Origin of the sequence: Exobacillus caeni, from assembly GCF_005747095.1 — a bacterium.
In the GTDB taxonomy this organism is placed as follows: Bacteria; Bacillota; Bacilli; order Bacillales; family Guptibacillaceae; genus Exobacillus; species Exobacillus caeni.
The window spans coordinates 142,828-157,838 of the sequence record NZ_SWLG01000003.1; the positions used below are offsets into that span (position 1 = coordinate 142,828).

12 protein-coding genes are annotated in these 15,011 nt (G+C 42.7%); 11 read left to right on the top strand and 1 reads right to left on the bottom strand.

The features are described from left to right. Nucleotides 1-172 precede the first annotated feature (172 nt). From FCL54_RS04825 to FCL54_RS04870, 10 genes are all read left to right on the top strand, one after another. Entirely contained in the window at nucleotides 173-1,435 is a 1,263-nt protein-coding gene (locus FCL54_RS04825; RefSeq protein ID WP_138123774.1) for an exo-beta-N-acetylmuramidase NamZ family protein, read from the top strand. A gap of 221 nt (nucleotides 1,436-1,656) precedes the next feature. Next, nucleotides 1,657-2,514 (top strand): MurR/RpiR family transcriptional regulator, encoded by an 858-nt coding sequence (locus FCL54_RS04830; RefSeq protein WP_138123776.1) that lies wholly within the window; start codon nucleotides 1,657-1,659, stop codon nucleotides 2,512-2,514. Nucleotides 2,515-2,518: 4 nt separating this feature from the next. Next, complete coding sequence (locus tag FCL54_RS04835; RefSeq protein WP_246055137.1) at nucleotides 2,519-3,526, top strand: serine hydrolase domain-containing protein; 1,008 nt, start codon at nucleotides 2,519-2,521, stop codon at nucleotides 3,524-3,526. 36 nt (nucleotides 3,527-3,562) lie between these two features. Then, nucleotides 3,563-4,861, top strand: a complete 1,299-nt coding sequence (locus tag FCL54_RS04840) for an ABC transporter substrate-binding protein (RefSeq protein WP_138123780.1) — start codon at nucleotides 3,563-3,565, stop codon at nucleotides 4,859-4,861. Nucleotides 4,862-4,887: 26 nt separating this feature from the next. Further along, entirely contained in the window at nucleotides 4,888-5,844 is a 957-nt protein-coding gene (locus FCL54_RS04845; RefSeq protein WP_138123782.1) for a carbohydrate ABC transporter permease, read from the top strand. Between the two features lie 19 nt (nucleotides 5,845-5,863). Further along, the gene (locus tag FCL54_RS04850) at nucleotides 5,864-6,688 is read left to right on the top strand and encodes a carbohydrate ABC transporter permease (RefSeq protein WP_138123784.1); all 825 of its coding nucleotides are present in this window, start codon (nucleotides 5,864-5,866) and stop codon (nucleotides 6,686-6,688) included. After that, nucleotides 6,675-7,703: an N-acetylglucosamine kinase gene (locus FCL54_RS04855; protein WP_138123786.1), complete on the top strand. Its 1,029-nt coding sequence runs from the start codon at nucleotides 6,675-6,677 to the stop codon at nucleotides 7,701-7,703. Before FCL54_RS04850 ends, FCL54_RS04855 begins: the two co-directional genes overlap by 14 nt. After that, the gene (gene murQ / locus FCL54_RS04860) at nucleotides 7,700-8,632 is read left to right on the top strand and encodes an N-acetylmuramic acid 6-phosphate etherase (RefSeq protein WP_138123788.1); all 933 of its coding nucleotides are present in this window, start codon (nucleotides 7,700-7,702) and stop codon (nucleotides 8,630-8,632) included. Before FCL54_RS04855 ends, murQ begins: the two co-directional genes overlap by 4 nt. Nucleotides 8,633-8,927: 295 nt before the next feature. Next, complete coding sequence (locus tag FCL54_RS04865; protein ID WP_246055138.1) at nucleotides 8,928-9,542, top strand: transposase; 615 nt, start codon at nucleotides 8,928-8,930, stop codon at nucleotides 9,540-9,542. 232 nt (nucleotides 9,543-9,774) lie between these two features. Beyond that, nucleotides 9,775-12,180 carry a M14 family metallopeptidase gene (locus FCL54_RS04870; protein WP_138123790.1) on the top strand — a complete coding sequence of 802 codons (2,406 nt, stop codon included), beginning with the start codon at nucleotides 9,775-9,777 and terminating at the stop codon, nucleotides 12,178-12,180. A gap of 296 nt (nucleotides 12,181-12,476) precedes the next feature. Here FCL54_RS04870 and FCL54_RS24560 read toward each other — a convergent pair whose 3' ends face one another. Next, complete coding sequence (locus FCL54_RS24560) at nucleotides 12,477-12,644, bottom strand: aspartyl-phosphate phosphatase Spo0E family protein (protein WP_138123997.1); 168 nt, start codon at nucleotides 12,642-12,644, stop codon at nucleotides 12,477-12,479. 240 nt (nucleotides 12,645-12,884) lie between these two features. Between FCL54_RS24560 and FCL54_RS04880 the strand changes: the two genes are divergently transcribed. Then, nucleotides 12,885-14,885, top strand: coding sequence for a cell wall-binding repeat-containing protein (locus tag FCL54_RS04880; protein WP_171016683.1), 2,001 nt, complete (start codon nucleotides 12,885-12,887; stop codon nucleotides 14,883-14,885). Nucleotides 14,886-15,011: the final 126 nt, after the last annotated feature.

Genomic DNA, 15,011 nt, shown 5'->3' on the forward strand with positions numbered 1-15,011 from the left:
CGGCAGGAAAGGGTTTGTCTATCGTCCCCCCCTTATGCAATAGATAAAGCTATAGTTCCTGCCGGTTTTTTTATAAAAAAGGCCCTGTTATTTTATTGATTCGAAATGCCGTATATACTGTCCAAGCAATCCTCGGTGTTAAAAAACAACAATATAAATCAGGAGGGATTTTGTGAAGAAGTGGCTTGTCACGATACTAACTGCTGTCCTTGTGTTGTCCTCGTTAACGGTTGCGCTTGCTGATAATGGAAGGCATCTTGGCCATAAGAAGCAGGCGAAGAAGCTTGAGCTTGGTGTCGAAGTTTTGCTAAATGACCAGAAAGAACTTATCGAAGGAAAAAGAGTTGGTTTAATTACAAACCCAACTGGCGTCGACCAGGATCTTAATAGTATTGTAGATTTGCTTTACAACGATCCTGATGTGGAGCTAACGGCTCTTTATGGACCGGAACATGGCGTCCGTGGAAGTGCTCAGGCAGGCGGATATGTTGAATCTTATATCGATGAAGAAACCGGTCTTCCGGTATACAGTTTATACGGTTCTACGAAAAAGCCGACTCCTGAAATGCTTGAGAACGTAGATGTTCTACTGTTTGATATCCAGGATGTTGGTACCCGCTTCTATACGTACATTTATACGATGGCATATGCGATGGAAGCAGCAGCTGAAAATGATATTCCTTTCATCGTACTTGACCGTCCGAACCCGATCAGTGGTGTAGATGTAGAAGGCCCGGTTCTCGATCCAGATTATTCTTCATTTGTTGGAATGTACCCGATCCCGCTTCGCCATGGAATGACAGTTGGGGAACTTGCAAAGCTGTTCAACAACGAGTTTAATATTGGCGCAGACCTGACTGTTGTGGAAATGAAACACTGGAAGCGCGATATGTTCTATGAGGACACAGGATTGGAATTTGTTCCTCCTTCCCCTAACATGCCTACAGAAGATACAGCATTAGTATACCCTGGGGCTGCATTGATTGAAGGAACAAATGTATCGGAAGGAAGAGGAACGACAAGACCGTTTGAATTTATCGGTGCGCCGTTTATTAACAGCACTGATCTTGCAGCGGAATTAAATTCACTGGACTTGCCTGGCGTTAAATTTAGAGCAGCTTCGTTCACACCGACGTTCTCCAAGCATGCAGGTAAATTAACGCATGGAATTCAAATCCATGTTACGGATAAAGAAGATTACAATGCAGTTGAAACAGGGCTATACATTGTAAAAACAATCCATGATATGTACCCGGAAGACTTCGAATTCCGCGCTGAAAACAGTGCAGGAGTATCATTCTTTGATTTGCTGGTAGGTAATGGCTGGATTCGCGATGCAATCGAAGAAGGAAAATCAGTCGAAGAAATCAAAGCCCAATGGCAGGATGATCTTGATCAATTCATGGACGTTCGTGAACAGTATTTAATCTACTAAACTGCGCGATCAGATCACAGTGCTTAAAGGACTGTAGAAGAAAAAAATCTGAAGAAAAAGTTATCCACAAAACTTGAGGGGTCAGACCCCTCAAGTTTTGTTAGTAATAAAATTTCCTAAAAACCTGTTTACTTTTGTAATAATATTTTATAAGCTATGTATAAAGAAGTTAGAAAGTTTCGAAAATAATTTGGCGGAAAATCAGGTTAGGAGATTTGTCTATGTTAAAAGGCGGATTAATTAGTATCCAGGAATCGATGCCATCTTTGAAGCCTTCGGAACGGAAGGTAGCGGAATATATTCTTGTGCATCCGGAAGAAGTGGTGAACCTGTCGATCCAGAAGCTTGCAAAGCAAACAAAGGTCAGCGAAGCAACGGTGATTCGGCTTTCTCGATCTTTAAATTGTAAAGGCTTTCAAGATCTTAAGCTGCGGATTGCAGGTGACCTTGCACAGGTTACTAATAACAGCAATACATATCAGGAAATCAAGACGAACGGTTCCATTTCTTCGATGATTGCATCGGTTTCCCATAATAACATCCAATCGATCAACGACACGCTCAGTGTTTTATCTGCTGAAGAGGTTGAAAAAGCAGTTGAAGTGTTAAGCGATGCAAGAAAGATTGCCGTCTATGGCATCGGGGCATCTGCTGTCATCGCCCAGGATTTCAAACAGAAAATGCAAAGGACAAACCGCTGGTGTGAGGCTGCCTTCGACTTTGACACACAGGGAACCATCAGTGCCAACCTTACTGAAGATGATGTGGCATTCGGCATCTCGTACTCCGGACAGACGAAGGATGTGATCCATTCACTGGAAATCGCTAAAGAACGGGGAGCAAAGATTATCTCGCTCACAAAGTTTGGCGCGAATCCTGTTTCGAAACTTGCAGACATCAACCTTTTTACAAGCTCGCTTGAAAAAAGCATCCGAAGCGGGGCGATGAGCTCCAGGATTTCACAGCTTAACGTTATCGATATCCTTTACATCGGCATGACCAGCAAGCATTATGACGAAGCGGTCGATGCGTTAGAACGTACTAGAAAAGCAGTAAGGATCTCGAAGCAAGATGGTTGAGCACATGATACAGCAGTGGGTGGATGAAAAGAAGATTCCAGGGGCGGTAATCAACATCTCGGTCGGCAAAAAAATAGTCCTTCAAAAAGCTTTCGGAGGCTATACCGATAATGAGGGATCCTACCGATCTATCGAAACTTCTACCATATTTGATGTTGCTTCACTCACAAAGGTAGTTTCGACTTTGCCATCTGTGTTATTACTGGTAGCTGGTAAACAGATTAATCTCACCGATCCAATAGCAGCTTACCTGCCAGCTTTTCACCATCGAAACATCACCATCAAAAACTTGCTATTACATAATTCAGGGCTCGCGGCAAAGCTGCCATATAAGAAACGGAATGAAACACGAGATGTGCTGCAGGAAATCTATCAGCAGCCGCTCACCGATCAAACGGGAAAAGTAACTGTCTACAGTGACCTCGGAATGATCTTGCTTGGAAAACTGATTGAAGTTGTCTATGGTGAATCACTATCGTCTTTTGCCAGCCAGAATATTTTCAAGCCTTTGAAGATGGAAGATACCATGTTCAATCCGTCGGAAAAATTAAAGGCGCGTATCACACCAACCGAAAAGGTGGACGGAAAGTTTGTCCACGGCAGTGTTCATGACGAAAAAACCTACCATTTAGGCGGGGCGGCAGGAAGCGCGGGCTTGTTTTCAACAGCAGATGATTTAACCAAGTACGCCAACTGGTGGCTTTACCCGGAAAAACAATCGATCCTTCCTAAAGACTTAATGGTGGAAAGCCGCACACATCACCAGGACAACCGGGGATACGGCTTTGAGGTCTGGAGCGGCAATGGCGAACCGCCGAGCTGCGGAGAAAAATGGTCTTCGGGCAGCTTCGGCCACACAGGTTTTACCGGAACAAGCATGTGGATCGATCCTGAAAAAGATTTGAGTGTTATCTTTTTAACCAACGCAGTTCATTACGGTAGAAACACGCCGATCAAAGATTTGCGGAGACAATTGCATACTGGTATTTATTCCTCACTTTTCGGGGAGTAACTATATAATTTTTAATTATTAGGAGGGGTTCTAAACATGAAACGAATGCTAGGTTTGTTTCTTGGGGTAGTGATGGTTTTATCTCTTGTTCTTGCTGGATGTAGCAGCTCGGAAACGAATTCGAATGCTTCCGGCAATGAAGGTGACAACGGAAGTGACAGCGGTGGAGACAAAGTTACACTGACGATGGGGAGCTGGAGAACAGAAGACAAAGCAGCGTATGAAAAGATTATCAAAGCTTTTAACGAAGAATACCCGGACATTAACGTTGAATTCAAACCGTCCAAAAACACAGAGTACAACACCATTCTTAACACAGCGCTTCAAAGCGGAGAAGGCCCTGATATCATTCAGCTTCGTCCTTATGCTCCAGGAATGGAGCTTGCAAAAGCAGGTTACTTAGAGCCTCTTGACGATTTGAACGGCATCGACGTTTTTGCAGATGATGTTATTGCAGCAGCTAAGTCAGAAGACAAAATTTACGGAGTGCCGCTTTCTTTAAACTCCGCGCAAATGTTCTACAACAAAAAAATATTTGAAGAGCATGGCTTGAAAGAACCTAAAACATGGGATGAGTTCATTGAGATCAATGAGAAGCTTAAAAAAGAAGGTGTGACACCGATTGCGCTTGGAACAAAAGAAGGCTGGCTGTTGTCTCTTGGCCACTCTATCGTTGGTCCGGCACATTACGGAGCGAACGAATTTGTTGACCAGATCACAGCGGGTGAAAAGAATTTTACGAGTGACGAATTCGTTTCTTCTATTAAAGCGATGGATGAATTGAAAAAGTACTTCCCTGATAACTATGAAGGCCTTGGAATGGAAGATATCCGTACCTTGTTCTTTACAGAGCAGGCAGCGATGTTCCCGTTAGGAAGCTGGGAAATCGAAGTGCTTCGTGAAATGAATCCAGATCTTGACTTTGGTTTCTTCCCGATGCCTTCTGCAGTAGGAAAAGAGCCGACAATGACAACGTGGGTAGACGGATCTTACGGATTGAACGTGAACTCAGAGCATAAAGAAGAAGCAAAGAAATTCCTTGAATTTATGACTACTGAAAAATTCGCGAAATTATTCGCAAGTGAACTCAGCCGTATCCCTGCGGTTCCTGGAGTCGAAACAGGTGACGAGCTGGTGACAGCGATGGCAGAAGCTTCTAACCAATATTCAACCCCTTACTTGATGCTTGTTCACTTCAACGAAGGAAATCCGACAACAAAAGCAACGCTTGAAACGGAGCTTCAGGGTATGTATCTAGGTAAAGTCAAACCTGAAGAAGTTGCGAAAAAGCTTCAGGAAAATGCGGAAACGTATTATGAGCCGTTTCAAAAATAACTAATCCTTAAAGGTGGCGAGGTAAAATGGAGCTGGAATCAAAGGTTAATATTCAGACAAAATCAAAGCAAAAAAAGGATTGGAAAAAGTGGGTCATCCATCTTTTTCCGATCCCTGCCCTCGCTATTTACATACTTTTTATCATCTATCCATTGTTTGCAGCATTTTCATACAGCCTTTATGACTGGCAAGGAATCAAACGGGGAGCTTTTATCGGCATCGAGAACTTTATTTCTCTTTTTACGACCGAACCTTTCAATAGCATGTTCTGGAATGCGTTCCAAAACAACATCTGGTACTTTCTTCTCGAGATGGTCGTGCAAAACGGAATCGCGTTTATGCTGGCTTATGTTATTTACAAAAAGATTCGCTTTGCAGAGTTCTTTAAAGTCGCTTATTTTTTGCCGCGTTTATTGTCCGTAATCATTGTAGGTTTTTTATGGAAGCTGATTTTAAACCCTAACTTCGGGGCGTTGAATGTCTTCTTAAATAAGATTGGCCTGGAAAGCTGGGCGAAACCATGGTTGGGTGATCCTGATACTGCTTTAATCTCGATCATTCTTGTTAACTCCTGGTTTGGCCTCGGTTTTGCTGTCTTGATTTTCTTAGCTGGACTGCAGGGGATTCCTGGTGATTTGATCGAAGCGGCAAGGCTTGACGGCGCAACCGGTCCAAAACTGATTCGGAAAATTATTCTGCCGTTGATGGTTCCATCGATTACGATCATGACTGTTTTGACCTTTATCCATGCGTTCGAAGCGTTTGAACTCGTTTATGCGATGGAAGGATCAATGGGTGAACCTTATTATTCGACCGACACGCTCGCTGTTTACTTTTACCGATTGGCGTTCGGCGGTTCAGGCGGGGCAGACTCGGTTGCGATCGGCTTAGGATCTGCGCTTGCAGTTGTCCTGTTCTTTATCATCGCATCGATATCAGCACTATTCCTACTCGTGCTGCGTAAGCGCGAAGTTGAGATGTAGGAAGGAGGAGAAGAGAAAAATGAAACAAAATCCTGCAGCAAGGTCGTTTTATTATGTCATTGCGTTTGCGTTCGCTTCTATCAGTTTATACCCGATCGTGTTGATGATTTTTTCATCTTTTAAAACGAATGCAGAAATCTTTAAAAATCCGTTGTCGTTTCCAACGTCTTTCAGTCTTGAAACATATCAGAAGCTGCTCGATCAGATTCCCTTCTTCACTTTTTTCTGGAACAGTGTGTTCGTCAGCGTAATCTCGGTCATTTTCATCCTGTTGTTCGGTTCGCTTGCTTCCTTTTATATTGCAAGGTACACGTTCTGGTGGAACAACCTGTTATTTTTCTTCTTTTTGCTGGGTATGATGATTCCGATCAAGCTAGGAATCGTGCCGTTGTTCATGCTGATGAAGGACCTCGGCTTGATCAATTCGCTCTGGTCGCTTGTATTCATCTACACGGCCACAGGGATTCCGTTGTCTGTCCTGATCTTGACGGGGTTTTTCCGAACGATGCCCAAAGAGCTTGAGGAGGCTGCTAGAATCGATGGTGCGACTGACATTCGAATTTTCTGGCATGTGCTGCTGCCGATCATGCGCCCGGCATTAGGAACGGTGATGATCATCAACTTCATCCAATCATGGAACGATTTCTTCTTCCCGCTCATCTTTATAACAGAAGAAGTGAAAAAGACGATTCCGGTCGGTATGCTCTCATTGTTCGGCGAGTATTCCGCTGACTGGGGTGCGCTTTTTGCGGGCTTGACCCTGTCTTCTCTTCCGATGATCGTCCTGTTCTTCATTGCATCGAAACAGTTTATGGAAGGGTTGACGGCAGGTGCAGTTAAATAACGGTTTATACATCGGACTCGATGGCGGCGGTACGAAAACTACCTGTGTGCTTGGCGATGGTACGGGGAAGATTTTAGCCTACGCTGTCGGGAAATCTAGCAACATGAAATCAAAATCCTGGGAGGAAGTAAAGCTTGTGCTTCATGAGCTTATAGAGCGAGTTTTACATGCTTCCCATAAAAAGTATGAAGAAGTGTACTGTTTATATTTTTCACTTGCAGGCGGAGACCGTCCTGAGGATAAATCAAGGATCATCGCTTCTTTTAAGGATAAAGTGAGAAAAAATGCACAGGTTGTTGTCCAAAACGATGCTTTCTCAGCCCTGGCAGCTGGAACATGGGGGGAAGCAGGAAGTGTTTTGATTTCCGGCACAGGATCGATCGCTTATTGTTTGGCTCCATCCACTGGAAAAAAGCTTCGCGTTGGCGGTTGGGGCTATGTAATGGGAGATGAAGGAAGCGGGTTTGATATCGGAAGGAAAGCGTTGACTGCAGTTTTGAGAGCTTACGATGGCCGTGGGCCCGAAACAGTTTTGACTGAAAAAATCTTAACTGCATTGGCACTGAAAGATGCCCCGCAGCTCGTGACAGCGATTTATGAAAGTAACGAAATGCGTAAGGTTGTTGCGGGGCTTTCTAAAATAGTACTGAAAGCGGTTGAGGATAAGGATACAATAGCGATCCAGATTTTAGAAGAAGCAGTAGAAGATCTAGTGGAAATGGCTGAAGTTCTGGCATCAAAAACAACCGATGATAAAAGTCTTCCGATTGTGCTGAGCGGTGGTATGTTTTCATCCGAGTTTTTCCGAGAAACCTTTTTAAAAAGGTTAAGGAAAAAGCTTCGAAAAATAGAGGCGACCATACCAGAGGTACCTCCTGTCGTCGGGGCATATGTTTTGGCCATGAATCAGGATGGGATAACAATAGAAAAAGAACAAAAAGAGCAGATTATCAATACATGGAAAGAACATGAGCTCTTGGATAGGAAAGTACGTGACCAGGGAGGACAGTTATGAAACAAAATCAAAGCATGGTGACAGAACAACGCAACAAAGAGTCTGAGAAACTGGATACGTTTTCGGTAAGAGAAATCATTGAAATAATGAATAAAGAAGATAAAACAGTTGCCTACTCTGTTGAAAGAAGCCTCCCGCAAATCGAGGCTGCGACGGAACGGATCGTCGAAGTGATGAGAAACGGAGGTAAGCTATATTATATTGGAGCTGGAACGAGCGGACGGCTAGGCATCCTCGATGCTTCTGAATGCCCGCCAACATTCGGCGTTGATCCCGGTCTCGTTAATGGAATTATCGCTGGCGGCGAAAAGGCGATCAAAACCGCGATCGAAAATGCAGAAGACAGCGAAGAAGGTGGCAATAAAGATGTGGAGGCAGTTGTAACAGAGAAGGATGCTGTCGTAGGTATTGCTTCGAGCGGGAGGACTCCGTATGTTCTTGGCGCGATTCAAAAAGCGAACCAGCTTGGCGCTCTTACTGTAGGCGTATCCTGCAACCCTGGTGCACGGCTAAGCGAGATCGTCCAATATCCGATCGAAGTGATGGTTGGCCCTGAAGTCGTCACAGGCTCAACTCGTTTGAAGGCGGGAACAGCCCAAAAAATGGTCCTCAACATGATTTCGACAACGGTGATGATCAAACTAGGAAAAGTTTACGGAAACCTGATGGTAAACGTCCAGGCAACAAATGAAAAACTCCGCGACCGTGTCGTGAGGATCATCCAGGAAGTAACCGGTGTCAGTCAGGAAACAGCCAGGGAATACAGCGACAAAGCAAAGGGCGATGCCCGGGCAGCCATCCTGATGATCACCTTCCAGATCTCCATCGAAGAAGCCACAGAAACACTAAAGCAAACCAACGACCACTTCCCTGAAGCCATGAAAAGGTTATCCACAAAATATGCGGGGTCAGACCCCAAGGCAAAATAGCCTGCAGAAATTTTCTGCAGGCTATTGCCTTTGTGGGATTTTATGGTAAATTTAAATTAGCTTCAATTTTTTACTTCTAACAAGCACTTTGATTTTCACCGAATACTTCGAATTACCGTACAACCATTCCGCTTTATTGCTGACACCTTCCTGCTCATTAACACACTTAATCCTATTCTGTTTTAAGCCCATTTTACCAACGATCTTTCTATCAATTTTGTCGACTTCTCTTTTATTGCTCCTCTTTTTAGTTATCCATAAATTTTATGGGGTCAGACCCCGAAAGGAGCCTTTTATGGCAAGAAAACCTCGTACCTGGTTTCCGGGTGCAAAATACCACGTTTATTCCCGCGGGAACAGACAGATGCCACTTTTTCTTGATGATGTAGATTTTCGCAAGTACCTCGCTATCCTGATGGACACGCAGGATAAAGAACCTTTTTATTTACACAGTTATTGCTTAATGACAAACCATGTTCATCTCCAGATTGAAACGATTGATATTAGTTTGAGCAAGACGATGAAAACAGTGAATTCCAGGTATGCGACGTACTTTAACAAAAAACATGGCTCTATGGGACATGTTTTCCAGGGGCGATACGGGGCAGAACTCCTTAATGATGTAAAATATGAGATCGATGTCAGTAGGTATATTCATAGAAATCCGATTGAAGCCCAGATTGTCCATAAGCCTGAGGATTACCCCTGGAGCAGCTTCTGGGCCTACCGAAAAAGCTTCCCCAACTATTTCGTCCGCACTGATCACATTCTTTCCTTTTTCCCAGACCCCTCAACAGAAAATTATCAACAGTTCGTGGAGGGGTCTGACCCCTATGAAAATGTGGATAATTCACAGCAAGTGCTACCCTACTTATCTCACAAAGTTGCGATGCATCCCGGCAATCGTTGACATTTTTCGTTAGTGTAATACTGCTTCGTTATATTAAAACTCTTCATATCCTGACCATTCTCCTGATTCTTTTTTCCTGAACTGTGTCGAAATTGAGAATTCTGCCTCGCTATCAGTAGACAACATTTTTAGTAGCTTTATTTTAAGCTTATTTCGAGCCCCGAAAAAAAGTGAGGGGAGGTAGAGTTCTGAATGTATCAGGGGAATTTTATCAGGAGGTGTCGGTAAAAGGATGAAATTGAAAAAGCCGTTTGCGTCATCCGTTTTGATTGGCTTATCCGCATTATTGGTAGCAACGCCTTTCTTTGACTCCACGACTGCAAGAGCTACATCTGAGAATAAATACATAGCATCAGAAGAAAAGACAGAGTTAGTCAAGCTTTTTGTGCCCGATCGTACAGAATTAGATAGGCTTGTAGCAACTGGTATTGACCTTGCAGAACATGTTCAGGAGCATGATGGAGGTTATGAAGTCCATGCTATTGTTACTCCTTCAGAGCTTGCGGGATTAAGATTAAAAGGGCTAGACGTTAAAACAATTTATACAAAAAAAGATCTTGAAAGGCGAATGAACGAAAGCCGCACCAAAGCTGAAGCAGTTGCGAAAGTCACTGCTGAACAGGATGAAGTAAGTATTTTAAGAGCTAACTACTTTACGAACTATTCTGGAACCTTCTTGTATGTTGAAGCGAAAACCAGTGCCGGACTCACTGCTAATGTGGCTTTAACTGCTAAATGGGACAGTGGAAAAGGGACAGAACTTGGTGCAGGTGGAGAAGCGACATTGCAGCGCCAGGATGACATGGGCCAATACCTTTACCACAGTCTATTAATTCCAATTGAAAAGGTCCCGCGTCAACTAAAAATAGAAAGTAATCTGGGCGGATCTCAAATAGCTCAAGTTACGGAGTGGGTAGGAGATGGCAAGCCGGACAAGCAGAGCCCACACTATGTAAGTGATTTTGTCGATCATTACATGGATGCCGCTGAAATTACAGAACGAATTGAATCTCTTGCGAACGAATTTCCTGAACTGGCAGAAATCGTAGAGATGCCGAACAAAACAAACGGATATAGAAGGCATGCCCAGACTATTCTGGGAGATGAAGAAGCCTCTAGAGTTGTGATCACTTCTAATGCCTATGGATCGGAAGGAGGCAACGAGATAGCAATTAAATTAACAGCGCCTGAACAGGCTAATGGAGATCTGGCTGTTAAAGTTTCTGAAAATAACATAACGGTCCAATTAGCAACAGACCAAGAGGGAAATGTGACAAGTACTGCGGCACAAGTAGTGAATGCATTAAATAAAGAAGCTCGCGATCTAGTAAAAGCAACAACCTACAGAGGGAACGCTGGAACTGCCGTTGTATCACCGGTAGGCTTAGCACAGCTAACGGATTTTCTAAGCGCGCCCGATAGCATTTCAAGGGACCCTTTTACAGTTAAAGCGATCCGAATTGGAAAGCACCGTGATGGTTCTCGACTGGGCGTTCTGGCTTATTCCCAGGAACATGCCAGAGAGTGGGTCACTCCACTGGTTGGTATCGAAACAGCTGAACGCCTTCTTAGAAACTATGCCCATGACAGCGAAACTAAAAAGCTGGTCGATAATCTGGATATTTTCATCATTCCAACGGTTAACCCTGATGGAAATAACTACAGCATGTATGATTATAATTGGCAGCGTAAGAACATGACGAATTATTGTGCGGATACTGTGTATTCCAGTCCGGATTTTCGAAATTTATGGGGTGTAGACCTTAACCGAAACCACTCCGTTGGATCAGTTTTTGATGGATACACAGGTGCTTCTTTAAACTGTACGAGCTTCGGATTTGCAGGTCCAGAAGAAACGTCAGAACCAGAAGCCAAAAACATCGTCTGGCTGGCTGACAACAATCCGAACATTAAGTTTGCGATGAATATCCATAGCTATGGAGGATATTTCATGTGGCCTCCCGGAGCATACAAACCAGAAACCCGTGAAACGCTCCCTCGCCCAACTGCAGGTGAAGAAGCATACTTCTGGCAGGCTTCAGATGTGATTCTGGATAAAATCAAAGAGCACCGGGGAACGGTGATCCTTCCGAGCCGAACTGGTCCGGTACCTGATGTATTGTATTCAGCAGCCGGCAACTCTGCGGACGAGTTATGGTATAACTACGGCATCTATGCCTGGGACTTTGAAGTCGGAGCAGATATCTGGAATGCCGAAACAGGAGAATGGGAATCGGTTGGGTTTCAGCCGGAATTTAAGGAAGGCCATCAAGAAGCACTGGAATTTTCAAACGGGCTAATCGGTATGCTGGATGTAGCACATCAGTATGCTAAAGACAAAAAGCCGCCAAAATCAAAGTTAACTCCTGACAAAGGCCAGTACAAGCAACCGATCGAGATGGCATTTGAAAGCAGCGAACCTGCAACAATTTATTATACCCTGGACGGCTCAAGGCCAACATTCGAATCTTCAAAGATCCAGATCAAAGACGTTCGTGAAGGCGCAGGCACTCTATTAGTCGATAAAACCACAACAATTAACTGGTTCTCGATGGATGCTGCAGGAAATGTAGAGAATCGTTATAATCCTGATAGCAATAACAAAAGCTATAACACATCAACAATAGTAATCAAATAACACTCACGGCTAAAAGCTTGCGATTTATCTCGCAAGCTTTTTTGCACGAAACTAACGAGTGATCATAGGTTGAAAAGTTATTCACAAATTTGCGAGGGTCAGACCCCTGAAATTTTGTGTATATAAATCTTTGTGAGTAGAACTAAGATGGATATGAACCATGGGAAATAAAATGAGTAAATGTTATGGAGAATACTAAGAAGTAGGTTTTTTTACTTTTGATTTTTAGACTTCATTCGAGGATTAACCTAAGGAGTGAGAGGATGAAAAGGTTTTATGTATAAGTCTTGTGAGGATTATCTGCTTTTTCCTTGTTGAAGTTGTTCATACTGATTCAGAAGTACATCGAGTTCCTGGCTGCACTTAACAGTTGTAGAACAATGTAGGCCATTTCTGAGGACAAAATTCGTCATTTCCTGACGTTTGCTTTCAATTTCTTTTACTAGTAGGATTAAGTCTTCCATTCGATTGGTGTACACTAGGGCTTTTACCTCCAAATTGTAATTATAGTTAAATTATGGCAAAATTCAGTAAAAAGTAAATAGATTCGATAAAACTAGACAAAATATGACTTTAGTAATGGGTGGAAAGGATTATTAAGAAGATGGAAAGTCGATTTATTATATTTACATATATCCTCAATAACTACTATTGAGAGAATGGATTTATAGTAATATAATGGAAGGAAATTGTAGAAAAGCAGGGTGGTTGTAATAAAAAGGTTTGGGTCCATTCTTATAGCGTTTGTCATGGTTTTCTCACTTTCATTTAGTACGTTAGGTTCTTCAGCGATTGCTTCAGACAAAGAAGACTTTCTAGTTTTGTTTAAGGAAAAAACAGATAAAGATGTAATTCAGTCTTTAGACGGGGATATTGTTCAGGAATATAGTGAAAGTCCAATATTAAAAGTTTCGATACCAGTAAATAAGGTCGATGATTTAAAAAGGGATTCTCGTATCCTATCAATTGAAAGAGATAAACAAGTAGAAATCAGCGGGCAATTTTTAGACTGGGGAATTACAACTACTAAAGCTCAAGAAGCCTGGCAGAGTAATTTTAATGGAAAAGGAATAAAAGTGGCAGTCCTCGATACAGGGATCGAAAAACATGAAGATCTAGTGACCGCAGGCGGTGCTTCTTTTATAGAAGGAACCGGCTTTAACCAGGACGAAAATGGGCACGGTACTCATGTTGCCGGGATTATTGGAGCAAAGAGGAACACGATTGGAGGAACCGGTGCAGCTTACGGATCATCTATCTACTCTGTCAAAGTTATGGGAAAAGACGGAACTGGATATTTATCCCAGGTACTTGAAGGAATCGATTGGTCTATTCGTAACAAAATGGACATTGTTAATATGAGTTTCACATTTGAAGTAGGTTCTCCGGTTTTAGAGTATTATGTAAAGGAAGCGTTTAATAGAGGAATTTTGTTAGTTGGTGCAGCAGGTAACCACGGAAATTTGAATGGTTATGACAAAGATAAAGTAGAGTTCCCAGCAAAGTATAGTTCTGTTATAGCGGTTGCTGCAACAGATGTTGAAAACAAACGACTTAGTTTGTCTGGAACAGGGCCGGAACTTGAAGTATCTGCTCCTGGTGTAAATGTAGAAAGTACTTTTTTAAATAATAGTTATGCAACCTATACAGGAACTTCTATGGCTGCTCCCTATGTTTCAGCAAACCTTGCCCTTTATAAACAAGCATATCCTCTAGCAACGAATCAGGAAATAAGAGAATTAGTACAGAGAAGGGCAATTGATCTCGGGAGTAAAGGAAAGGATTCCCAATATGGATATGGGCTTGTACAAGCTGTTTCTAACAGCAATAGAGCTGTTCTACCAAAGCGTATTGCCGGGAAGGATCGTTTCGAAGTAGCAGTTAATATTTCAAAAAGAGGATGGGCAAATAGAGCAGATACTGTGATTCTTGCAAACTATTTAGCTTTTGCCGATGCCTTAACTTCGGGTCCAATGGCTTATAAGTTGAATGCTCCAATTTTGCTCACACATTCTGACCACATCACGGATGCTACTTTACGTGAAATAGAAAGATTGTCGCCTGGAAAAGTAGTGCTAGTTGGTGGAACAGGAAGTATTTCTGCTGGTATTGAAACCGAGTTGAAAAACTTAGGAATTAACGAGGTGCAAAGATTAGGCGGAAATGACCGTTTTGAAGTTTCATATAACATAGCAAAGCAAATGGGTGAAACAGACACGGCGATGATAGCGAACGGTTTGAAATTTCCAGACGCACTAGCGATTGCTCCATATGCTGCGTATAACGGCAATCCTATTCTTTTGACAAAGACTGATGAGTTGCCACCAAAAACTGCTGCCAGTCTAATAGAAAAGAAGATACAAAAAACAATTGTGGTTGGCGGGGAGGGAAGTGTTAGTCAGTCTGTTGCTGATGTGTTGCCCACCGTAACAAGAATAGGCGGCAAAGACAGGTATGAAGTAGCTGCAAACATTATTCGTCAGCTCAAACTACCAACAAATCGTGCTTATATCGCAACTGGATCAACATTCGGGGATGCTTTAACGGGTTCTGTTATAGCTGCTCGTGAGAAAGCTCCATTAATTCTAACGCGTTCCACTGTTTTGCCAGAACCTACTCAGAAGATTATTGCAGAGAAATCAATTAATAATATTTCTGTATTAGGCGGTACAGGCTCTGTTTCTTCTTCACTGTTTAACTATTAATGGTGATTGTTTAATTTAAGAATTAACTGTAAAAGCATTAAAGTAAAGGGCTGGCTCAAAAGCAAAGTGTCAGGCACCTCCAACACAATATCTAGTTGAATTTGCAGTAATGTTCAATTAGATATC

Excerpts from the sequence above, each read along its gene's own strand:
- FCL54_RS04850 (WP_138123784.1), top strand. The coding sequence starts at position 5,864 with ATGAAACAAAATCCTGCAGCAAGGTCGTTTTATTATGTCATTGCGTTT.
- FCL54_RS04870 (WP_138123790.1), top strand. The coding sequence starts at position 9,775 with ATGAAATTGAAAAAGCCGTTTGCGTCATCCGTTTTGATTGGCTTATCC.
- FCL54_RS04845 (WP_138123782.1), top strand. The coding sequence starts at position 4,888 with ATGGAGCTGGAATCAAAGGTTAATATTCAGACAAAATCAAAGCAAAAA.
- FCL54_RS04865 (WP_246055138.1), top strand. The coding sequence starts at position 8,928 with ATGGCAAGAAAACCTCGTACCTGGTTTCCGGGTGCAAAATACCACGTT.
- FCL54_RS04830 (WP_138123776.1), top strand. The coding sequence starts at position 1,657 with ATGTTAAAAGGCGGATTAATTAGTATCCAGGAATCGATGCCATCTTTG.
- FCL54_RS04835 (WP_246055137.1), top strand. The coding sequence starts at position 2,519 with ATGATACAGCAGTGGGTGGATGAAAAGAAGATTCCAGGGGCGGTAATC.
- FCL54_RS04840 (WP_138123780.1), top strand. The coding sequence starts at position 3,563 with ATGAAACGAATGCTAGGTTTGTTTCTTGGGGTAGTGATGGTTTTATCT.
- murQ (WP_138123788.1), top strand. The coding sequence starts at position 7,700 with ATGAAACAAAATCAAAGCATGGTGACAGAACAACGCAACAAAGAGTCT.
- FCL54_RS24560 (WP_138123997.1), bottom strand. The coding sequence starts at position 12,644 with ATGGAAGACTTAATCCTACTAGTAAAAGAAATTGAAAGCAAACGTCAG.